Raw genomic sequence first — 20,550 nt, forward strand, 5'->3', positions numbered from 1 at the left:
GTCAGCCGTGCAGCTTCTTGGCCAGCTCGGCGATATGCTTGCCCTGGAACCGGGCGCCGTCCAGCTCGACGTCGCTGGGCTGACGCGAGCCGTCGCCGCCCGTGATCGTCGATGCGCCATAGGGCGAGCCGCCGTGGATGGCGTCCAGCGTCATCTGCCCCTGGAAGGAATAGGGCAGACCCACGACTGGCATGCCGTGGTGCATGAAGAAGTTGTGCAGGCCCTGGAAGGTCGTCTCCTGACCGCCGTGCTGTGTCGCCGTCGCGGTAAACGCCCCGCCAACCTTGCCGATCAGGGCGCCCGAGAACCACAGGCCGCCGGCCTGATCCAGGAAGGCGCGCATCTGCGACGCGGCCGAACCGAAGCGGGTGCCGGCGCCGATGATGATGGCGTCATAGTCCTTCAGATCGTCGATCTTGGCGATCGGCGCCTTTTGATCCAGCTTGTAGTGCGAGGCCTTGGCCAGCTCTTCCGGCACGGTTTCCGGCACGCGCTTGATGTCCACGACGGCGCCTTCGACCTCGCGCGCGCCTTCGGCGACCGCCTCGGCCATGGTTTCCAGGTGACCATAGGTCGAATGATAGAGGACGAGGACTTTCGGCATCGAGGAGGCTCCGTTGAATGACAAGGGTCGTCATTCGCAACAACGACCGTTGCTAACTTGGCGCGCTGCTTGCCCTTCCGCAAGTCCCCGACATCAAATCACGTCTCGAAGGGACAGACGGTGTCGTAAAAGATCCTGTCGCCCGGCGTGGGGCGACCGCGGCGACAATGGAAACGATGCTCCATCACCATCGCCTGCTGCTCGATGTTCAACGCGTCCCACCGGCAGGTCGGTTCCACGCGATACGCATAGGAGGCGGAAGTGTCCCCAGCCTTCAGCTTTGCGAACAGCAGATTGACACCCTGCTGGGCCTGCCAGACGTGCGTCAGTTCATGAATCAGCACGCCCTGCATGCGGTCGGACGCCAAAGTGAAGTCTGCGACGAGCTGCGCTTGCGGCCACACGATCCAGTCTCGTCCGAACCAGCGCCCGGCGACGAAGGCGCGGCGGAACGGCCAGCCGATCAATCGGACGGTCGCCAGGTCGATCGCGGCGCCGAACGCCTCTCGCGCGAGCGATTTCTCGGCTTCGGTCAGGGCGCGAACGAAGGATCCCAAGGCTTCACATACTCCCAGTGCCACGGCTCATAGACATAGGGCACAAAGCCGAAACGCCCAGCGTTCGCCACCAGCCAGCGATAGGTCGCCGACCGCGCCATATATTCGCGACTGGCCGGGGTGGTGGAATCGACGCCCAGACCCGGCGCCTGGCCGACATACAGATCGACCGCCGTGCCCGTCCGATGCGGCGAACAGACGGCGCGGCGCAGCCCATCGCAGTTGCCCTGCTGCGCACAGCGCGCCGCGTCCGCCTCGGGATCGCGGAAGCCGGAGAAGATCTGCAGCAGTTCGGGATCGGCCCCCACCTCCGGAACCTCAGCCCGCGCGGCCGCGACCAGCCGGCGATAGGCGTCCAGCACGTCCCGGCGCAGCAAGCGTGTCAGACGGTCGGCATGTTCCTCGGAGGCGACCAGATAGCCGAGCTGATTGATCGGCGGCGGCTCGGGACAGGCTCCGCCGACGCGCGCCATCACGAACGGCCGCCGCTCCTGCCAAAGGCCGCGAAACACCTGGAATGTCGCCGCATCGAACAGGCCGGTCGGCGCCAGGCCATAGGTCTGCTGAAACCCCGCCAGCTGCGACGCGAAGATCGGCGTGCCGGGCCCGCAGGCCGTATGCAGTTCGCGCTGGATCAGCGGCAGATAGGCCTGCCACCCCCACTCCGCCGCCCCGAACGGCGCCCATTCCATGCCGTAGGCCGACGCAGCGTTCGCCAGTCCCTGCGCCTGCCAACCGTCGGCGTTGGTGTGGCAGGGTCCGGCCGCACGCGCGCCGCCGGCAAACGTCAGAACGAAGCAAACGGACAGGAACGCAAAAAGGCTTCGCCACATGGACCACAGGAAGCCTTAAGCCGGTCGATCTCACAAGTGCATGCGTCACCGATCGCTGGCATGGTGGCGCGCGGCCGACTCGCGCCGCGCCTTTCGGACCGACGCATGTCCACCGCCGCGCCGACCGCGCCCCGCCGTTCCAACGCCGTGCTCGCGGCCTTTTCCGGCCCGTGCCTGCCGCTGGCGGCCTTTGGCGTCGCCCTGCCCGTCACCCTGCCGGAGTTCTACGCCACCCATGTTGGCTTGGAATTGGGAGTCGTGGCGGCGGTCTTCATGGCCGTGCGTCTGATCGACATCGTCTTCGACCCCTTCATCGGCTGGGGCATGGACAAGACCAGGACGCGGTTCGGTCGCTATCGACCGTGGATGGCGATCTCGACGCCGATCCTGATGCTGTCGGCTTTCATGATGTTCGTCGTGGTCCAGCCCGGCGCCGGACCGGCCTATCTGTTTGGCTGGCTGCTGGTCCTCTACCTCGGCTTCTCGATCGGCACCTTGGGCCAACTCGGCTGGGCCGCCGTGCTCGCGCCTCAGTATGATCAGCGCAGTCGGGTCTATGGCTGGTGGCAGGTGTTCAACATCATCGGCGTGATCCTGATCCTGGTCCTGCCGACTGTGGTGGTCCAGACCGGCATCGGAACCTATGCCGACGGCGTGCGGATCATGGGTTGGGCCATCCTGATCGCCCTGCCCGTCACCATCGGCCTCGCCATGGTCGCCGTGCCCGAACCCGTCAATGCGGGCGACCAGCCGCACGGGGGCGCCGGCGCCTATCTGGCCTTGCTGAAGATGCCCACGGTGAGGAAACTGCTGATCGCGGACCTGCTGCTGGGCGTCGCGCCCGGCATCACCGGCTCGCTGCTGTTCTTCTTCTTTGGCCAGATCAAGGGCTACGACCACAGCCAGGCCGGCCTGTTCATGCTGTTCTATTTCGTCGCCGGTTTGTGCGGCGCGCCCATCTGGGCCTGGCTGGCCACGCGGATCGGCAAGGACAAGGCCCTGGCTGTCGCCAGCCTGATCTTCGCGGCCCTCTATATCGCCGCCACCCTGGTTCCCGGCGGCAACTTCATGTTGACGGCAGGCGCCATGTTCATCGCCGGCCTGCCCTATGCGGCCGGCCTGTTCCTGTTGCGCGCCATGATGGCGGACGCGGGTGACGAGGTGCGACTGGAGACCGGTGTGGATCGCACCGGACTGATGTTCTCCATCCTGTCCGCGACGACCAAGATCGGCCACGTGGTCGCGCTGATCCCCTACCTGATCCTGCAGGGCGTGGGCTTCAAGGCGGTGCCGGGCCCGCTAGGCAACAGCGACTTTTCCCTGCTGACGCTCCAGATCCTGTTCATTCTGGTCCCCGGCCTGCTGCTGGCCGCCGCCGCCTGGGTGCTGAAGGGCTATCCCCTGACGCCGAAGCGGCACGATGAAATCCGCCTCGCCCTGGAAGTTCGCGACGGAGTCCGTCGTTGAGACCGATCGACCGCCTGCTCGGCGTCATGGAGCGGTTGCGCGATCCCGACGGCGGCTGCCCCTGGGACGTGGAGCAGACCTTCGCCACCATCGCCCCCTATACGATCGAGGAGGCCTATGAGGTCGCCGACGCCATCGAGCGCAACGATCTGGTCGAGCTGAAGGGCGAACTGGGCGACCTGCTGTTCCAGGTCGTCTTCCACGCCCGCATGGCTGAGGAACAAGGGCTGTTCGCTTTCGACGACGTGGTCACGGCCATTGCCGACAAGCTGGAGCGCCGCCACCCCCACGTTTTCGGTGACGAGGCCCAGCGCTCTTCGAAGGAACAGACCGTCGCCTGGGAAGCCATCAAGGCCGCCGAGCGCAAGGACCGCAAGAAGCCCGGCGTTCTGGACGACGTCCCCGTCGGCCTGCCCGCCCTGACCCGCGCCGCCAAGCTGACGAAGCGCGCCGGTCGTGTCGGCTTCGACTGGCCCTCCACCGACGAGGTGTTCGACAAGCTGGCCGAAGAGGTCGAGGAGCTGCGCGTCGAGATCGCCGCCGGCGACAAGGCCAAGTCGCGCGAAGAACTGGGCGATCTTCTGTTCGTCGTCGCCAACCTGGCGCGCAAGCTGGACGTCGAGCCCGAAGACGCCCTGCGCGCCGCCAACGCGAAGTTCGTGCGTCGCTTCGGCTTCATCGAGGCGGAGCTCGCGAAGGACGGCCGCACGCCCGACCAATCGGACCTGGCCGAGATGGACCGCCTCTGGGACGCCGCAAAGGTCGCCGAAAAGGCCGCGCCTGAAGCCTGAGCGACCCCGCGTGACCTACGACCTGATCATTTTCGACTACGACGGCGTGGTCGCCGACAGCGAGGTGCTGAACAGCACCGTCATGGCCGAGCAACTGACCGCCATCGGTCTGCCGACCTCGCTCGACGACGTCCTGGCTGCCTATACGGGCAAGCGCTGGCGCGACAATCGGCCGGTCGTCGAGGCGGCCTTGGGTCGTGCCTGCCCTGAAGACTTCCACACCACATGGTTTGCCACCTGTCGTCAGCGCGCGCCGCAGCAGCTTGAACCCGTGCCCGGTCTGCTGGACTTTGTCGCTGCCCGACCCGAGCCCCGCTGCATCGCTTCGTCCAGCGGACCCGACTGGATCGGCGTCGGCTTGAACCTATTCGGCCTGACGGATCATTTCGACGGCGCGGTCTTCACCGGCCTGGTGGTCGAGCGCGGCAAGCCCCACCCCGACATCTTCCTGCACGCCGCCGACGCCATGGGCGTCGATCCGACGCGCGTTCTGGTGATCGAAGACAGCGAGGCGGGCATCACCGCAGGCGTCGCCGCCGGCATGACGGTCGTAGGGCTGACGGCGGGCGGGCATGTTCGCGACGGCCATGCCGAACGCCTGAAGGCGCGCGGCGCGCACTTTATCGCCGACAGCTATGCGGCCGTTTCCGCTTTCATGGATCGCTGAGCCTCAGAGGTAGCGCAGTTCCTGTAGATCGACGTCACGGAACAGCTTCTTGGCCGTCACCTCGTCCAGCTGACGCGCCCTAAGCAGCCTTCGCAGCTCTTCGCGCTCGGCGGCCAGCCCTGCAAGCCACAGACGACGCTCGATGTCGTCCATCTTGCGCGTCAGGGCGGCGTCTTCCTCGTCCGTGCGGGTGTGGGTCTCAATCCGCTGGCGATAGGTCTCCATGATCCGGCCGGCGATGTCGGAATAGAGGTCGGGGTCGGATTTGCCCTCCGCCATGGCGTGCGAGACGTCTTCAATGGCGCGCAAGGCGGCCGAGGCGGCGGCGACCCGGCCACGATCCTCTTCCTGCTCATGCGAGGGCTCCGGCGGCAGTTCGACGTTCTTCAGGAGTCTAGGCAAGGCGAAGGTCGCCAGCACCAGCGACACCACAATCACCCCCGCCGCCAGGAAGATCGCGAGGTTCCGCGACGGCATCGGCGATCCGTCGCCCAAGGCGAACGGTAGGGTCAGAATACCCGCCAGAGTGATCGCCCCCCGCACGCCCGCCAGAGACATCACCATGGTCAGCCGCAGACCGACCTTGGCCGGCGGACCGCGATGGCGGCGGCGAAACAGGGTCAGCTTCAGCGAGGTCCAAACCCAGACGAACCGCAGCGCCGCCAGGGTGGCGACGATGCCGAACACATAGACCGCCAGCCACCAGACCTCGGGCCGGCTGGTGCCCGCCACCACCTCGGCCGCGCGCGACATGATCGAGGGCATCTGTTCGCCCAAGATCACGAAGATGATGCCGTTGGCGACGAACTGGACCGTGTCCCACACGACGCTGCGCCTGATCCGCGTCATCGCCATCGACTGGCCGGCGATGCCGCCGCGTTCGGTGAAGCTCATCGTCACCCCGGCCGCAACCGCCGCCAAAATGCCGGACGCGTGCAGTTCTTCCGCCACCAGATAGGCCGCAAACGGGATCAGCAGACTGACCAGAATCTGCGCACCCACGTCCTCGCCCCAGCGTCGGCTGACAACGCTCTTGGCGTAGCTGATGGCCATGGTTACCAGAACGCCGACGGCGACCCCGACCAGAGCCAGCCAAGCGAACGTCCCCACCGCGTCGCCGATCGAAAACGCCCCAGTCGTCGCGGCGGCGACCGCGATCCGCATGCAGGTCAGCCCTGTCGCATCGTTCAACAGCGACTCGCCTTCCAGAATGTGCATCAGTCGCTTCGGGATCGGCGCCCGCGCCGCGATCGCCTGAACCGCAATGGGATCGGTCGGCGACAGGATTGCGGCCAGGGCGAAAGCCACCGGCAGCGGCATCTCCGGGATCATCCACCAGATTAGGAAACCCAGACCGACGACGGTGAACAGCACCAGCCCCAGCGCCAACTCAAGGATCACCGCCCGGTCGCGAAACAGGTCTTCCTTGGGAATTCGCCAGCCGTCCAGAAACAGCAGCGGCGGCAGGAACAGAAGAAAGAAAATGTCGGGCTCAAGATCGACCGTCTTGCCCGTGATCAGCACGATGGCGGCACCCAGCCCGATCTGAACCAAGGGCAAGGCGATGCGCGTGATCCGCGCGATCGAACCCGACACTACCACGGCCAACAGCAGAAGCAGGACGGTTTCGATCAGATGCATGAAAACTCAGTCGGTCAGGTCGGGATACAGGCGCTCGAATCGCCCGAGCGCCGCAGGGTGCAGCCGGACCGTGACGTGAGTACGGCCAAGCTCGTCCGCATCGCGCGACGTGACCCGCCCATGTTCGTACAGCCACGCCAGGGCGTCGCCCTGATGCGGCTCGAGCGTCAGCTGCGTCTCGGGATCATCGTCGATCAGGCCGGCGATGATCTGGCGCAGAGGCTCGATCCCCTCCCCCGTCCAGGCTGAGACGGCGACCGCCTCACCGTCCTTCGCCAGCCGTTCGGCCTGACCCAGCACAGTCTCGCGCGCTTCATCGTCCAGCAGGTCGATCTTGTTCCAGACCTCCAGCACCCGGCGCGTCTTGCCCTCTGGCGTCTCGATCTGTTTCAGCACGGCCTCGACGTCCTTGGCCTGGGCGGCGCTGTCGGGCGAGGCGATGTCGCGAACGTGCAGGATCAGATCGGCCTCGCCGACCTCCTCCAGCGTGGCGCGGAAGCTCTCGACCAGTTCGTGGGGCAGGTCGGAGATGAAGCCGACCGTATCCGCCACGATGGCCGGTCGCCCTTGCGGCAGCCGGATAGTGCGCTGGGTCGTGTCCAGTGTGGCGAACAGCAGGTCCTTGGCGAAGACCTCCGACCCCGTCAGCCGATTGAAAAGCGTCGACTTGCCCGCGTTGGTGTAGCCGACCAGGGCGATCGTCGGGAACGGCGCCTTCTGACGCTGTTTGCGGTGCAGGCCGCGCGTGCGTCGCACCTCTTCCAACTCGAACTTCAGCCTGACAATCCGGTCGGCGATCAGACGCCGATCCAGCTCGATCTGGGTTTCGCCGGGCCCACCGGTCGAACCGGTGCCGCCACGTTGCCGCTCAAGGTGGGTCCAGGTTCGCACCAGACGCGACCGCTCATAATCCAGCCGCGCCAGCTCGACCTGAAGCCGCCCCTCCTTGGTCCGCGCGCGACGGCCGAAGATTTCCAGGATCAGCCCGGTGCGGTCGATGACCTTCACCTCCCACGCCTTTTCAAGATTGCGCTGCTGCACCGGCGTCAGGGCGTCGTCGATGATAACAGCCTCGGCGTCTGCGGCGCGCACGAGCGCGGCCAGTTCCTCGACCTTGCCCGTGCCGAACAGCGTCGCTGGCGTGGTGCTGCGCAGCCGCACGATCTCTTCGGCGCGCACGTCGAGGTCCAGCGCGCGGGCAAGGCCCGCCGCCTCCTCAAGCCGTTCGCTCGCCAGCCGGGGACTGTCCGAGCGTCGGTCGGGGTGAATGACGACCGCCCGGATCAGCGGGACGGTGTGGTCGATCAGTTTTTGGGTCAATCAGTCTTCTTCGGCGTCGGGCTCGTACAGCTGCACGGGCGCGGACGGCATGATGGTTGAGATGGCGTGTTTGTACACCAGCTGGGACTGGCCATCGCGGCGCAGCAGGACACAGAAGTTGTCGAACCAGGTCACGATGCCCTGCAACTTGACCCCATTGACCAGGAAGATGGTCAGCGGCGTCTTGGTCTTGCGGACCGAGTTGAGGAAGGTGTCCTGAAGGTTCTGACGTTTGTCTTGCGACATGGCAGGTTTTTCCTGTTCTTCGTTGTTCATCGCCGTGGGAGCGGCGGGGCCGATGCAGCCAACCGCGACCTTAACCGCCGCCCGGCCGCTCGGGCAACGCCCTAAATGGCCCCTCGACGCGCCTGTTCAAGATAGAGTTCTCGCAGGCGGGTCGCCACCGGGCCGGGCTGGCCGTCACCGATTTTCACGCCGTCCAGCGAAACCAGCGGCATAACGAAGGCGCTGGCGGCGGTGACGAACACCTCGCGCGCCCGTTTCGCTTCATCGACCGAGAAGGCCCGTTCTTCCAGTTCGACACCCTCGGCGGCGGCGAGCTCGATGACGGCTGCTCGCGTGACGCCCCGCAGGATATTGGCTTGGATGTCCCGCGTTCTCAGCCTGCCGTCCTCATCCACGATCCACGCATTGGTCGATGCGCCTTCGGTGATCAGACCCATGTCATCGTACATCAGGCACTCATAGGCCCCGCGCTCGCGCGCCGCCTGTTTGGCCAGCACGTTCGGCAAGAGACCGACGGTCTTGATGTCGCAGCGTCCCCAACGAGTATCGGGTTGGGTGACGCCGGCAGCGCCCTTTTTCGCCAGACGCTGATTTCGCGCCGGATCGATCGACTTGGCCGTCACGACCACGCTGGGCGCAATATCGGTCGGAAAGCCATGATCGCGCGGCGCCGTGCCGCGTGTGATCTGCAGATAGACCATGCCGTTGCGCACACGATTGCGCCGCACGGTCTCGCGCAGAACGACGCCCAAGGCGCCGGCGCTCATCGGAATGTCGATCTTCAGTTCGCTCAGACTGCGGTGAAGGCGGCTCATATGACCTTCGAAATCGGCCAGCCGCCCGTCGAAGACCGACCAGACCTCATAGACGCCGTCTGCAAACTGGAAACCGCGATCCTCGATATGGACCACGGCCTCGCCATGCGCGCTATACGCGCCATTCACATAGGCGACGCGTGACATCAGGCCGGCTCTTCTTCATCGCCGCCGCGCGCTGGCGAGACGCCCAGCGACTTCAGCTTTCTATGCAGGGCCGATCGCTCCATGCCGATGAAGGCGGCGGTGCGCGAGATATTGCCGCCGAACCGCATGATCTGCGCCGCCAGATACTCCCGCTCGAAGACCTCGCGGGCCTCGCGCAGCGGCAGGGCGATGGTGCGCTCGCCGCCCAGGTTCGCCGTCCCGCCGTTAGAGGTCGCCACCTCCTGCGGCAGCATGTCGGCGGTGATCGTTTCCGCCGGATCGCCGGTCGCCAGGATCAGCAGACGCTCGATATTGTTGCGCAGCTGGCGAATGTTTCCGGGCCACGGGTGGACTTGCAGCACCGCCACCGCATCGTCCCCGACGATGCGTTTGGGCAGCCCTTGCGAGGCGCTGATCGTGTCGACGAAATATTCGACCAGTTCGGCGATGTCCTCGCGCCGTTCCGACAGCGGCGGGACACGGATCGGCACCACATTCAGACGGTGGAACAGGTCTTCGCGGAAACGTCCCTCTGCGATCTCGGCCTTCAGATCGCGCGAGGTCGACGTCACGACGCGGACATCGACCTGCACGTCCTGCTCACCGCCGACACGTCGGAACCGCTGGTCCACCAGAACGCGCAGGATGCGGCTCTGGCTCTCGCGCGGCATGTCGCTGATTTCATCGAGGTACAGCGTGCCATTGTGGGCGCGCTCGAACACGCCGATCTTGCGTGGACGGCCGTCCTGGCCCTCCTCGCCGAACAGTTCGACATCCAGACGTTCCGGCGTCATTCCAGCGGCCGAAATCGCGACGAACTCGGCGCGCGCGCGCGGGCTGGCTTCGTGGATCTGACGCGCAACCAGTTCCTTGCCCGAGCCGGCCGGTCCGGCGATCAGGACCCGACTGTTGGCCTGCGCCACCTTGGCGATGGTGCTGCGCAAGGCCTGCGCAGCCTGTGATCGGCCGATCAGACCCGACGGCATCATGGTCGCCGCGCGCAGGCGGCGGTTCTCGCGCCTTAGCGTCGCCGCCTCGATAGCGCGTTCGACCACGACGACGAGCCGATCCGACTTGAACGGCTTTTCGATGAAGTCATAGGCGCCGCGCTTCAGCGCCGTCACCGCCGTCTCGATATTGCCGTGACCGGAAATCATCACGACCGGCAGATCAGGATCCAGTTCCTTGACGACCTCCAGCAGCTCCAGCCCGTCCAGCCCGCCGCCCTGCATCCAGATGTCCAGGATCGCCAGCGACGGCTTCCTCGCCCGGATCGCGGCCAGGGCCTCGTCGGAGTTGGCGGCCACGCGCACGGCATGCCCTTCGTCCTCCAGCAGGCCGGACACCAGGTCGCGGATATCGGCCTCGTCGTCGACAACGAGAATGTCGGAACCGGTTGGTCGCATCTTGCCTCGCTATTCGGCGGCCAGGGTCTGGAGCTTGCGCTCCGTGCCCTCGCCGCCTTCACCGTGGGGTTTCAGGGGGAAGATCATGCACACGCGTGCGCCGCGCAGGGTCTGGGCGTCGGCCAGCTTCAGCTCGCCGCCATGGTCCTCGCAAATGCGTTTGACGATGGCCAAGCCCAGGCCCGTGCCCTTCTCGCGCGTAGTCACATAGGGTTCGGTCAGGCGATCGCGGTCGCGCGCCGGCAGACCCACGCCGTCGTCTTCGATCACGAAGGTCGCGACGCCGTCTTCGACTGTCAGCGACGCGATCACGCCCGCACGATCCGACGCCGCCGCCTCGCCTGCCGCGAGCCGGTGCGCCGCAACCGACTCGCCCGCGTTCTTAAGGATGTTGATCAGCGCCTGCCCCACCATGCGGCCGTCGGCCTGCATTGTCGCCTTGGGCAGAGGCTCGGTGATGTCGACGACGATGTCCGGCGCGGCGACCCGCTGGGCGAACACCGCCTCGCGCAGCATTTCGGCCGGGTTCTCGGGCGCGAAACGCGGCGCCGGCATGCGGGCGAAGGACGAGAACTCATCGACCATGCGACCGATGTCTCCGACCTGGCGGATGATGGTGTCAGTACACCGGTCGAAGATTTCGACATCCTCGCCGATCCGCGCGCGGTATTTCCGCTTCAACCGCTCGGCCGACAACTGGATCGGCGTCAGCGGGTTCTTGATCTCATGGGCGATGCGACGGGCCACGTCGCGCCAGGCGGCGTTTCGCTGGGCCGTCACTAGGCGGGTGATGTCGTCGAAGGTCAGGACCATCTCGCCACCCAAGCCACCTTCGATCCGAACGCGCAGCCGCCGCGTCTCTCCGCCCCGGCTGACGTCGATGTCTTCCTCGATATGGGCCTCGGCGCGCCGCACCAGATCGCTCAGCTCTGGCGACAGGGCCGCGAGTTCATGGCCGAGAACCTCGGCGTCGTCGATGTGAAGCAGTTGCAGGGCGCTGTCGTTTATCGCCGACACTCGCCCACGCTTGTCCAGGCCGATGACCCCGGCGCTGACGCCAGACAGAACGGTCTCGATGAAGCGGCTACGATCATGCGCCTCGTCGCTCGCGGCCTTTAACGCCGCCTGCTGCGCCTGCAGATCGCCGGTCATGCGGTTGAAGGCGTCCGACAGGGTAGCGATCTCGGCTGGGGCGCCGTCGCTGTCGACCCGAGCGGTGAAGTCGCCGCCCGCGACCTGTCCCGCCGCCTTCACCAGCCGACCGATCGGCGCGGAGATGCTGCTGGCCGCCGACATTCCCAGCCACACCGCCCCGACCAGCACCAGCAGCGCCGTTTCCAGATAGCTGAGGATGAAGGCCGACTGTATACGGGCGCGGCTCTCCTGAGCTTCCCGATAAGCCTGGATCGACTGAACCGACGTGTTCATTCGCGCCACAAGGCCGTCCTGAAGCGGACGCACCAGATAAAGATAGGCGTCGCCATAGGCTGGCAGGGCGATGATCGACCGGACGGCGTCTGGATGCTGCGTGACGGTCTGCGGAGGCTGCCCGCCTTCAGCTGCGGCCGCGAGTTCATCGCGCGGCGGCGCAAGATAGGGAGGCGCGCCTGTCTTTTCAGCGCGAGCCAGCACCTCGCCCTTGCCATCCAGAATATAGATGGCGGGATAGCCGAAGATGTCCCCAACTTGGCCTAGGGCGTCGTTAAACTGAATGCGATCAGCAAACAGGCTTCTCGCGCTTCCCAACTGATCCGAAATGGTGACCAGATCAGCATCCATTGCGGCCGAAACGTCCTGGATATAGGCGCGGCCCACGATCGCTCCGTTCTCGACCGAGGCCTGGACGTTCTGGCTGAACCATTGGTCTACGCCTCGATTGACCAGAACGCCGAACACCAGGGCGATCAGCACCGACGGGACCAGGGCCACCATCGAGAACAGGGCGACGAACCTCAAATGAAGGCGTGAACCCGCTTCGTCGGTGCTGCGCACCAAGGTCAGCACGCGCCGGCCGACGATGATGGCCAAGCCGGAAATCAAAAGCAGATTGGCGGCCAGAACGATCAGCGCGATCTGGCTGCTCGATCCGCGCGCCGACCCCGATGTGGCGCCCGGCGCGACCGCCACCAGCCAGATGGCCGCCGCCGTGATCGCGACAGCCAGAAAGAACGCCAGTCCGAAGCCGGTCCGCGCCCGTTCGCTATCGACCCACCCCCAGAACGACCCGTCGTCCGACGCAAGGTCGGGCGAAGCGGTGCGTGCTAAAGGCGTATCCGTCATGCCACAGCAGTCTCCAACACCTGTGGCCCATTTTCAACAGCAGACTTACCCAACCGAGGCAAATCCGGCCGCCACAGTTCGTGCATCGCGTCTTCGACGGCCATCGGATCATCCAAGCGGCAAATTCTTGCCTTGGCCTCACGACGGTGTTGCGGATCGGCCGGCCAAGGCGCCTGTTCGATGTACCAACCCAGATGTTTGCGGAACATCTTCAGACCCAGCGGCAGGCCGTAGAACTCGGCCGACGCCCGCATGTGCTCGATCACGATCGCCAGACGCTCTTTCGGTCCGGGTTCCTCCAGCGCCACGCCGTCGATCAGCGCCCGCTCAAGATGCGCCGCCAGCCATGGCCGACCATAGACGCCGCGTCCCAGCATCAATCCGTCAGCGCTCGACTGCGCCAAGGCCTGGCGCGCTTCATCGGCGGTGATGATGTCGCCATTGACGATGACGGGAATGCCGACCGCCGCCTTCACCGTCCCGACTGCATCCCAATCCGCTTGCCCGGTGTAGAACTGCTTTCGCGTGCGGCCATGCACCGTGACGGCCTTGACGCCGATCGCTTCCGCACGGCGGGCCAACTCGGCGGCGTTCCGGCTCTCGTCGTCCCAGCCCAGGCGCATCTTGACTGTCACCGGCCGATCGGTCGCCTTGACCGCCGCCTCCATGATCCGACACGCCAGATCCGGCGTCCGCATCAGAGCCGAACCGGCGGCCGAGCCTGTCACCTCCTTGGCCGGACAGCCGAAGTTTAGATCCACGATGTCCGCCCCAGCCTTTTCCGCTATCCGCGCCCCCTCGCCCATCTGTTCGGGATCACGCCCAACAAGCTGGATGACGGTCAGCGGCAGACCGGCTCCCACGGCGGCGCGCCGCACGACGTCCGGCCGCGCCCGCGCCAGTTCCTTGGCCGCCACCATCTCTGTCGCGACATAGGCGGCGCCCAGTCTGCAGGCCAGCACGCGGAACGGCAGGTCGGTCACGCCGGTCATCGGCGCCATCAGCACCTGGCCGGGCACGGTCACATCGCCGATTTGCAAGGTCTTGGGCATTTCTATCTTTCGCCGCATCGCAGCCACCCTCGTCAAGCACGACCGCGGCGCTTTGATGGTTTCGCCCCGTCGCCGCGCGCACTATCAAGGCCGCCATGACATTCTCGGGCATCATCGTCGCGGCCGGTTCCGGCTCGCGCGCCGGCGGCGACAAACAGTGGCGGGACCTAGGTGGAAAGCCCGTGCTGCGCTGGCCTGCCGAGGCCTTATTGAACGCCGGCGCCGACGAACTGATCGTCGTGATCGCCCCTGACGCCCTTGACCGTGTGGCCGAGGTGCTGTCCGGTTTGCCGCGTTGGAGAGCCGTCGTCGGTGGAGCCGCCCGCGCCGATTCGGTCCGCGCCGGGCTTGCAGCCCTGACCTGTGGAACGGATCAGCCAGTGCTGATCCATGACGCCGCCCGTCCGCTTTTGGACGCCGCCGTCATCGACCGTCTACTGTCGGCCCTTGAAACTTCGAACGGCGCCCTGCCCGCCCTGCCTGTCGCCGACAGCCTTCGGCGTGGCGAGGCGGAAATCATGACCGACGTGGTTGATCGCGACGGTCTGTGGCGCGCCCAGACGCCTCAAGCCTTCCGCCGGGGCGTGATCGAGACCGCCTATGCGGCCTGGTCGGACGCCGAGGTCCCTACCGACGAAGCCGTCGTCGTACAGCGCAACGGCGGCGCGGTGGCCCTGGTTCAGGGCGATGCGCGTCTGATGAAACTGACCTATCCCGAGGATTTCGCCATGGCCGAAGCTCTGCTGCCCCAAGCGCAGCGTTATCAGACCCGCATCGGCTCCGGCTATGACGTGCATCGCTGGGGGCCCGGCGGGTCCGTCTGGCTTTGCGGGATCGAGGTGCCGCACGACCAAACGCTGATCGGCCACTCCGACGCGGACGCCGGTCTCCACGCCCTGACCGACGCCATCCTGGGCGCCATCGCGGCGGGCGACATCGGCGACCATTTCCCGCCGACGGATCCGAAATGGAAAGGCGCCTCGTCAGATCAGTTCCTGATCCATGCCGCCGAACTGGTCGCGGCGCGCGGCGGCCGCATCGTCAATCTCGACGTCACCCTGATCTGCGAACGACCCAAGGTGAAGCCGCACCGCCAGGCCATGCGCGACCGGATTGCCGGGCTGCTGGGTCTTCCGCTCGACGCCGTCAGCGTCAAGGCGACCACGACCGAAGGGCTTGGTTTCACCGGACGCGGCGAGGGTCTGGCCGCCCAGGCTGTGGCGACTGTGGAAACGCCAGTCGCCTAGCGCGCCGCCATCTTCATCTGACGCACCAGCGATCCGAACAGATTGACGTAGTCGTCCGTCCACGGACGCACCGTCGTCGGCGACAGCTTGCGCCAACGCGCATCGTCCCTGAAGCCCTCCAGCGCCGCCGGACTCTTGCCGATCAGCAGGGCCTCGGTCGAGGCCTCGGCCATGTCGCCTTGGCCCGACTGCTCGATATAGACCTGGTGCAGGTGCGGGACCTTCAGGGCCTGCGCCGCCGCCTCGGCCGGCAGGGTAATCTCCAGATTTCGGTTCGACAGATGCAGCACCACGACGCCGTCGGGCGCCAGCAGCCGCAGATAGCCGCGGATCGCCTCCACCGTCAGCAAATGGGTCGGCACAGCGTCGGACGAGAAGGCGTCGATGACCAACAAGTCGTAGGATCCCGCCGGCTCGCGATCCATCGTCAGGCGGGCGTCCCCCAGAACCGTCCGAACCGGCCCATCGGCGCAGCCATTGATGAAGCTGAACCATTGGGGGTCGCGCGACAGCCGATCCACCATCGGATCGATCTCGAAGAAGGTCAGTTGGTCCTGGGCGCGCTTGTAGGCGGCCATGGCGCCCGAGCCCTGCCCCACCACGCCGACGCGCGCGCCGTCCAGCCGCCTCGTCTGCATCTGCAGCATCGCCTGCCCCAGCGGCGTCGAGGTCGCGTAATAGAGCGTCGGCTGACAGCGGTTCGACGGCGCCTGGGCCTGGGCGCCATGCAGGGTCGTGCCGTGCATCAGCACATGGACCGGCCCGCCCATCAGCGGATCGTCGATCTTGGCCACTCGCATCACGCCAAAGAAGCTGCGTTCCGACAGGGCCCAGTCATAACCGCGCGCCAGATGATAGCCTGACCAGACGATGGCGGCCAAAACGATCGTGAACATCACCGCCCGATCACGGACCAGGAAGGCGAACAGGGTCGCGATCCCCAGGATGGCTTGCGCGATCCGCACCAGTTCGGCGTCGGGGATGGCCACGCGGATGTCCGGCGCATACCGGACCGCCTCCATCGACAGCGGCCCCAGAAGAGCGATGACCACGCCGGCGACGCAGCAGATGATCTCCCACGGCCTGATCTCGCGACGGCTCCACGGCCGCAGTAGTCCGACCGCCACCAGCACCAGCGGATATTCCCACACCATGTTGAAAACGGCCGGCGCGATCAGGCCATTGAACAGCCCGCCGACCACGCCGCCCAGCGACAGCAAGAGATAGAATTCGGTCAACCGATCCGGCGTCGGCCGCCGCGCCGCCAGCCTTTGGTGACACATAAGCGCTGTAAAGAAGAAGGCCGCCAGATTGACGGTGAACACCAGAAGCCATTCGCCTGTCCGGAACGCGACCAGGGCGGCGCAGGCCGCTGCCGCCGCCGCCTGCAAACCAAGGCCGATGGCCGGCGAAACAGCCGGCCGGGTCTGGAACGCGATTACGAACGTCAGCAGATAGAGCGCGAGCGGTATGACCCATAGAAAGGGCGCCGAGGCGACATCCGTCGTCAGATGCGCCGTCACCCCCAGCATCAGACTGGACGGTGCTGCGGCCAGCAGAACCAGCATGCCCTTTTCGCGCCAGGCGATCGGCGGGCTGGCCTCAAGCGGCGCGGGCTCCGCCGTTCCAATCTCGCGTCGTCGCCAGACCTGAACGCCCAGCCCCACGACCATCACCACGAACAGCCCATAGCCGACGCTCCAGCCCAGGCGCTGATCCGACAGGCTGGCCAGCGGCTCGATCACGACCGGATAGGCCAGCAGGGCCAAGAAGCTGCCCAGGTTCGAGGCGGCATAGAGAACGTAGGGGTTCTGGCCGTCTGCATGTCCGGCCCGCACGCGCGCATACCAGGCCTGAAGCAGCGGCGCAGTCGCCGACAGCACAGCGAACGGCGCGCCGATGGACACCGCCAGCGTCGCCAGCAGCCACATCGCCGGTTGGGACGGATCGGGATCCCCCAACAGGCCGCTAATCTGCAGGGGCAGGAAAAACGCCGCCACGATCAGCAGGCCCAGGTGAACCCCGACCTGCGCCCGCATCGTCGCCAAACGTTGCAGCAGGTGCGCATAGCCATATCCGGCGAGTAGCGCGGTCTGGAAGAACACCATCGACGCGTTCCACACCGAAGGCGATCCGCCCAGCGTCGGCAACAGCAGCTTGGCCGCCATCGGTTGAACGACGAAGACCAGACAGGCCGATGTGAAGATGGCGACGGCGAACAGGATCGGCGCGACGCGATCCGATGTCGGGGCGGCGGGGCGTAACGGATCGACAGCCTCGGTCATGGCTCTGGTTAGAGCGGGGTTCGCGGCCTATGAAAAGACCATGTTTTCCCAAGATATCGCGCACCTGGCGCAACAGATTGTCGCAACAGCCAGCGCGCGCGGCCTGATGCTGGCGACGGCCGAAAGCTGCACGGGCGGTTTGGTGTCCGCTGCAATTACGGCCATCCCCGGTTCGTCAGCGGTCCTGGATCGCGGCTTCGTCACCTACAGCAACGAGGCCAAGGCCGAGATGCTGGGCGTATCGCTGGAAAGCCTGTCCGCCCACGGCGCCGTGTCTCAAGCCGTCGCAGTGGCGATGGCTAAGGGCGCCGTGGCGCACTCGCGCGCCTCCGTGTCCGTGTCCGTAACCGGCGTGGCCGGACCAGGCGGCGGGTCGGTGGATAAACCCGTGGGTCTGGTGCACTTCGCGGCGTGCGGGCCGCAGGGCGTCGTCCACCGCGTTGAGCGATTTGGCGACCTCGGCCGCGACGGGGTTCGCCTAGCCAGCGTTCGTGTGGCGTTGGAAATGCTGGCGGATCGGCTCGCGTGAGCGACCCCGTCGTCATCGACGTCAGGGGTCATCGCTGCCCTGTTCCCAGCCTGAAGCTGATGAAGGCGATGGAATCCGCCTCGTCCGGCGCGCGGATTGTGCTGCTGGCCACCGATCCGATGGCCCGGATCGATGTGCCGTTTCTGATGTCTCAGAAAGGTGGGCGCGTCCTCGAGATCGAAGACGCCGACGGCCTTCTGCGGTTTACGATCGAGACCGGCGCCCGGCTCGACGCTCCGACAGATTGACGACATCGGCCGGCGGCGTGTCGGCGATCGCGCGCGCCTTGGCCGCCAGCTCCATCTCGGTGGCGAAGGCGCCGCCGTAGAAGATGGCGTTGACGTTCCACGACAGCCAGATCAGCAGCACCACCACGGCGCCGACTGATCCATAGGTGGCCCCCAGCGGCGCGATCTGTTCGACATAGATGGCGCACAGCCATGACGACACGACCGACATCAATGTCGCCACCAAACCGCCCGCCGTCGCCGGCAGCCAGGCGACCGGCGTCCTGTGGCTCATGGCGTAGCGGTAAAGCAGCGTCAGCCCGATCACCAAGCCGATAGCGGGCAGGAAGGCGTCCAGCGGCGCCATGCCGCTTCGCCCGGGCAGGCCGGCGGCCGACGAAGACGCATGCGCCATGATCCGCACGGTAACGACCGCGCCCGACACGACCGTGAACAGCGCAAAGGCGAAGATGGCCACAAAGAAGGCCAGCAGATTGAACTTGAAGAAGCCGTGCGGCTCGGTCTCATCATGGATCAGGTTCAATCCCGCCAACAAGGCCTTGAAACCTCGATGCGCGGCATAGGCGCCGACGAACAGGGCGAAGGCGCTTTGAGCGGAAACTGTCCGCGCCGACGCATTGCTCAAACGCGTGATCTCGCCCTGGAAAATGGTCTGCGCCGCCTTGGGCAACAGGTCCGACAAGGCGGTCGCCTGGGCGCTGACTTCGCTGATCGACAGACCCAGCTTGTAGAAGCCGATCAGGATGGCGATCGCCGGAAACACGGCCAACAGGGCGAAGAAGGACACGCCGCCCGTATAGAGCATGACGTCGCGCCCCCAGCTGCGGGTGAACGCTCGCACGGCCAGCCCGCCCCAGAATCCAGGCGCTTTCAGGACCGACCGTGTCAGTTGCTCACTCAAATCGGTCCCCACAACCGTTGCACAAGCGGCGGAACCTAGCGGAATTCGTCTGTGGCGAAAGTCTCATCCGCGTGAGGACGATCATTCGCGATCCGGCCGCATCGCTTTGGCCGGACGACATTGCATCCTTAACACCCTCATCGCTATGGTCCGCGCGTTTCCGGCCGGCTATTGGCGCGGCGACTTTTGGAGACGATCGGCTTGGCTTTCGACGCGCGCGTATTGATCCTGGCGGCTGACGATGGCCGGATCGGGCCGCTCGCTGCGGGTCTGGACGCGCTGGGCTGGACGACGGTGACCGCCCGTGACGTCGTCTCCGCTGAGATGACGCTTCAGGACTTTCCGCTCGAAGCCGCCGTCATCGATATCAACACCTTCGACGCCGACGTGGCGTCTCGGCTGCGCGCCGCCGCCGAGCCGCGCCGCCTGCCCATCGTGGTCATCGGCGCCCGCCCCGATTCGGTGAAGGGTGCGGATCTGACCATGTCCACGCCGCCGCATCCGGCCCAGGCCGCATTGCGTCTGGAGCAGCTGGGCCGAGCCGCCATCGCCGAGGAAGAATATCGGCTGCGCGTCAGCACCTTCGCCACGCGCGGGGTGGGTCTGGACAAGCGGACAGATGACGATGGTCCCTTGCGTGTTCTGGCCGCCGGCGTCGCGGACCGGCGCTTTCTCGCCTTGTCGAACGCCCTGACCGCGGCCGGGGTCGAGGTGGTGGCGGCGCCGACGCCCTACACCGCCTTCGACTATCTGCACGAAAGCCCGTTCGACGCCGCCGTTCTGTGGGGCGCCGAAGACCATGCGCCGGCCCTGTCGATCGCGGCGGGCATGAAGCGCAACACGCGCCTCTATCATATTCCGCTGATGCTCTATCTGCGCGGCAGGAACGAGATCAGCCTGGCTGAACTGTTCAATCGCGGCTTCGCCGATGTCGCGTCCGCCGACACGCCCGAGGGCGAAACGGCCGAGCGGATCCTGGCCCTAGCCGGAGCGCACCGCATTCATCTGGGCATCCGAAAGACGTTGGACTCGGTCCGCAGCCTGGAAGTGATGGACCCGGAAACGGGCCTGTTCACGCCCGAACTGTTCGCAAGCCACCTGGGCCGTGTCGCCGAGGCCTCGCGCGCGCGCAAGCGCCCGCTTTCCGTCTGCGTCCTGAGGGTGCGCGAAACCGAATCCGTCACCTGGGCGCGTCAGGGCGGTTGGCTGGATCGCGCCATGCCGCAGATCGGGGCCATGGTTTCGCGCCTGGTCCGTGTCGAGGACACCCCTGCCCGCTTGGCCAAGGAGGTCTTCGCCCTGGCCCTGCCCGCGACCCACGCTGAACCGGCGCGTCTGGCCGCTGAGCGGATCGCCGCCGTGATCGGCTGCACCGCCTTCGACGCCGGCCCGGACCGGTCGCCGTTCGTCGCCGAGTTCGACGTCGGCGCCGCCGAGATGCGTCCCGACGAAAGCGCCGCCGCCCTGCTTGAGCGCGCTTCGGCCGACCTGTTCGAAAAGACGCGCTGAGGGGC

Annotated in this window: 19 protein-coding genes; 7 read left to right on the top strand and 12 right to left on the bottom strand. The window is 66.3% G+C overall.

The window, feature by feature from the left end:
• Window position 1 precedes the first annotated feature (1 nt).
• The 3 genes from wrbA to E4341_RS09755 all read right to left on the bottom strand — a co-directional run bounded on the left by wrbA (window position 2) and on the right by E4341_RS09755 (window position 1,994).
• Window positions 2-604 carry an NAD(P)H:quinone oxidoreductase gene (wrbA, locus tag E4341_RS09745; protein WP_055805062.1) on the bottom strand — a complete coding sequence of 201 codons (603 nt, stop codon included), beginning with the start codon at window positions 602-604 and terminating at the stop codon, window positions 2-4.
• A 98-nt stretch (window positions 605-702) separates the two neighbouring features.
• A complete protein-coding gene (locus E4341_RS09750) occupies window positions 703-1,161 on the bottom strand; it encodes a hypothetical protein (RefSeq protein ID WP_165116924.1) in 459 nt (152 codons plus the stop codon).
• Complete coding sequence (locus tag E4341_RS09755; RefSeq protein WP_165116926.1) at window positions 1,137-1,994, bottom strand: D-alanyl-D-alanine carboxypeptidase family protein; 858 nt, start codon at window positions 1,992-1,994, stop codon at window positions 1,137-1,139. Before E4341_RS09755 ends, E4341_RS09750 begins: the two co-directional genes overlap by 25 nt.
• Window positions 1,995-2,099: 105 nt before the next feature.
• On the opposite strand from E4341_RS09755, the gene E4341_RS09760 reads away from it, so the two are divergent.
• The 3 genes from E4341_RS09760 to E4341_RS09770 are packed head-to-tail and all read left to right on the top strand — an operon-like array spanning window position 2,100 to window position 4,919.
• Window positions 2,100-3,461 carry an MFS transporter gene (locus E4341_RS09760; protein ID WP_165116928.1) on the top strand — a complete coding sequence of 454 codons (1,362 nt, stop codon included), beginning with the start codon at window positions 2,100-2,102 and terminating at the stop codon, window positions 3,459-3,461.
• Between the two features lie 26 nt (window positions 3,462-3,487).
• Window positions 3,488-4,252, top strand: coding sequence for a nucleoside triphosphate pyrophosphohydrolase (gene mazG / locus E4341_RS09765; protein ID WP_240893667.1), 765 nt, complete (start codon window positions 3,488-3,490; stop codon window positions 4,250-4,252).
• Between the two features lie 10 nt (window positions 4,253-4,262).
• On the top strand, window positions 4,263-4,919 hold the full coding sequence (locus E4341_RS09770; protein WP_165116932.1) for an HAD family phosphatase: 657 nt from the start codon (window positions 4,263-4,265) through the stop codon (window positions 4,917-4,919).
• A 3-nt stretch (window positions 4,920-4,922) separates the two neighbouring features.
• On the opposite strand, the gene E4341_RS09775 is transcribed toward E4341_RS09770, so the two are convergent.
• The 7 genes from E4341_RS09775 to dusB form a co-directional block, all read right to left on the bottom strand.
• Window positions 4,923-6,560 (bottom strand): Na+/H+ antiporter, encoded by a 1,638-nt coding sequence (locus E4341_RS09775; RefSeq protein WP_165116934.1) that lies wholly within the window; start codon window positions 6,558-6,560, stop codon window positions 4,923-4,925.
• A gap of 6 nt (window positions 6,561-6,566) precedes the next feature.
• Window positions 6,567-7,880, bottom strand: a complete 1,314-nt coding sequence (gene hflX / locus E4341_RS09780; RefSeq protein WP_165116951.1) for a GTPase HflX — start codon at window positions 7,878-7,880, stop codon at window positions 6,567-6,569.
• Window positions 7,881-8,126: an RNA chaperone Hfq gene (gene hfq / locus E4341_RS09785; protein ID WP_003164861.1), complete on the bottom strand. Its 246-nt coding sequence runs from the start codon at window positions 8,124-8,126 to the stop codon at window positions 7,881-7,883.
• Between the two features lie 101 nt (window positions 8,127-8,227).
• Window positions 8,228-9,088, bottom strand: a complete 861-nt coding sequence (locus E4341_RS09790; protein ID WP_165116953.1) for a D-amino-acid transaminase — start codon at window positions 9,086-9,088, stop codon at window positions 8,228-8,230.
• The gene (locus tag E4341_RS09795; protein WP_165116955.1) at window positions 9,088-10,494 is read right to left on the bottom strand and encodes a sigma-54 dependent transcriptional regulator; all 1,407 of its coding nucleotides are present in this window, start codon (window positions 10,492-10,494) and stop codon (window positions 9,088-9,090) included. Before E4341_RS09795 ends, E4341_RS09790 begins: the two co-directional genes overlap by 1 nt.
• A 9-nt stretch (window positions 10,495-10,503) precedes the next feature.
• Window positions 10,504-12,774, bottom strand: coding sequence for a PAS domain-containing sensor histidine kinase (locus E4341_RS09800; protein ID WP_066551405.1), 2,271 nt, complete (start codon window positions 12,772-12,774; stop codon window positions 10,504-10,506).
• A complete protein-coding gene (dusB, locus tag E4341_RS09805; RefSeq protein ID WP_066551404.1) occupies window positions 12,771-13,826 on the bottom strand; it encodes a tRNA dihydrouridine synthase DusB in 1,056 nt (351 codons plus the stop codon). The genes E4341_RS09800 and dusB overlap by 4 nt, the downstream gene beginning before the upstream one ends.
• Before the next feature lie 95 nt (window positions 13,827-13,921).
• On the opposite strand from dusB, the gene E4341_RS09810 reads away from it, so the two are divergent.
• On the top strand, window positions 13,922-15,073 hold the full coding sequence (locus E4341_RS09810) for a bifunctional 2-C-methyl-D-erythritol 4-phosphate cytidylyltransferase/2-C-methyl-D-erythritol 2,4-cyclodiphosphate synthase (RefSeq protein ID WP_165116957.1): 1,152 nt from the start codon (window positions 13,922-13,924) through the stop codon (window positions 15,071-15,073).
• Here the strand turns inward: E4341_RS09810 and E4341_RS09815 are convergent.
• Window positions 15,070-17,358 (bottom strand): spermidine synthase, encoded by a 2,289-nt coding sequence (locus E4341_RS09815; RefSeq protein ID WP_165116959.1) that lies wholly within the window; start codon window positions 17,356-17,358, stop codon window positions 15,070-15,072. The two genes, E4341_RS09810 and E4341_RS09815, sit on opposite strands and share 4 nt — an antisense overlap.
• A gap of 40 nt (window positions 17,359-17,398) precedes the next feature.
• Between E4341_RS09815 and E4341_RS09820 the strand changes: the two genes are divergently transcribed.
• Both E4341_RS09820 and E4341_RS09825 read left to right on the top strand, forming a co-directional pair.
• A complete protein-coding gene (locus E4341_RS09820; RefSeq protein ID WP_165116961.1) occupies window positions 17,399-17,887 on the top strand; it encodes a CinA family protein in 489 nt (162 codons plus the stop codon).
• Window positions 17,884-18,135, top strand: coding sequence for a sulfurtransferase TusA family protein (locus E4341_RS09825; protein ID WP_165116963.1), 252 nt, complete (start codon window positions 17,884-17,886; stop codon window positions 18,133-18,135). The genes E4341_RS09820 and E4341_RS09825 overlap by 4 nt, the downstream gene beginning before the upstream one ends.
• Here E4341_RS09825 and E4341_RS09830 read toward each other — a convergent pair.
• Entirely contained in the window at window positions 18,092-18,940 is an 849-nt protein-coding gene (locus E4341_RS09830; protein ID WP_017504819.1) for a YhjD/YihY/BrkB family envelope integrity protein, read from the bottom strand. The two genes, E4341_RS09825 and E4341_RS09830, sit on opposite strands and share 44 nt — an antisense overlap.
• Before the next feature lie 297 nt (window positions 18,941-19,237).
• Between E4341_RS09830 and E4341_RS09835 the strand changes: the two genes are divergently transcribed.
• The gene (locus E4341_RS09835) at window positions 19,238-20,545 is read left to right on the top strand and encodes a diguanylate cyclase domain-containing protein (RefSeq protein WP_165116972.1); all 1,308 of its coding nucleotides are present in this window, start codon (window positions 19,238-19,240) and stop codon (window positions 20,543-20,545) included.
• Window positions 20,546-20,550 lie beyond the last annotated feature (5 nt).

It is taken from the genome of Brevundimonas sp. 'scallop', from assembly GCF_011045535.1.
Taxonomy (GTDB): Bacteria; Pseudomonadota; Alphaproteobacteria; order Caulobacterales; family Caulobacteraceae; genus Brevundimonas; species Brevundimonas vesicularis.

Excerpts from the sequence above, each read along its gene's own strand:
- wrbA (WP_055805062.1), bottom strand. The coding sequence starts at position 604 with ATGCCGAAAGTCCTCGTCCTCTATCATTCGACCTATGGTCACCTGGAA.
- E4341_RS09755 (WP_165116926.1), bottom strand. The coding sequence starts at position 1,994 with ATGTGGCGAAGCCTTTTTGCGTTCCTGTCCGTTTGCTTCGTTCTGACG.
- E4341_RS09760 (WP_165116928.1), top strand. The coding sequence starts at position 2,100 with ATGTCCACCGCCGCGCCGACCGCGCCCCGCCGTTCCAACGCCGTGCTC.
- mazG (WP_240893667.1), top strand. The coding sequence starts at position 3,488 with ATGGAGCGGTTGCGCGATCCCGACGGCGGCTGCCCCTGGGACGTGGAG.
- E4341_RS09775 (WP_165116934.1), bottom strand. The coding sequence starts at position 6,560 with ATGCATCTGATCGAAACCGTCCTGCTTCTGCTGTTGGCCGTGGTAGTG.
- hfq (WP_003164861.1), bottom strand. The coding sequence starts at position 8,126 with ATGTCGCAAGACAAACGTCAGAACCTTCAGGACACCTTCCTCAACTCG.
- E4341_RS09790 (WP_165116953.1), bottom strand. The coding sequence starts at position 9,088 with ATGTCACGCGTCGCCTATGTGAATGGCGCGTATAGCGCGCATGGCGAG.
- E4341_RS09795 (WP_165116955.1), bottom strand. The coding sequence starts at position 10,494 with ATGCGACCAACCGGTTCCGACATTCTCGTTGTCGACGACGAGGCCGAT.
- E4341_RS09800 (WP_066551405.1), bottom strand. The coding sequence starts at position 12,774 with ATGACGGATACGCCTTTAGCACGCACCGCTTCGCCCGACCTTGCGTCG.
- dusB (WP_066551404.1), bottom strand. The coding sequence starts at position 13,826 with ATGCCCAAGACCTTGCAAATCGGCGATGTGACCGTGCCCGGCCAGGTG.
- E4341_RS09810 (WP_165116957.1), top strand. The coding sequence starts at position 13,922 with ATGACATTCTCGGGCATCATCGTCGCGGCCGGTTCCGGCTCGCGCGCC.
- E4341_RS09815 (WP_165116959.1), bottom strand. The coding sequence starts at position 17,358 with ATGACCGAGGCTGTCGATCCGTTACGCCCCGCCGCCCCGACATCGGAT.
- E4341_RS09820 (WP_165116961.1), top strand. The coding sequence starts at position 17,399 with ATGTTTTCCCAAGATATCGCGCACCTGGCGCAACAGATTGTCGCAACA.
- E4341_RS09830 (WP_017504819.1), bottom strand. The coding sequence starts at position 18,940 with ATGCTCTATACGGGCGGCGTGTCCTTCTTCGCCCTGTTGGCCGTGTTT.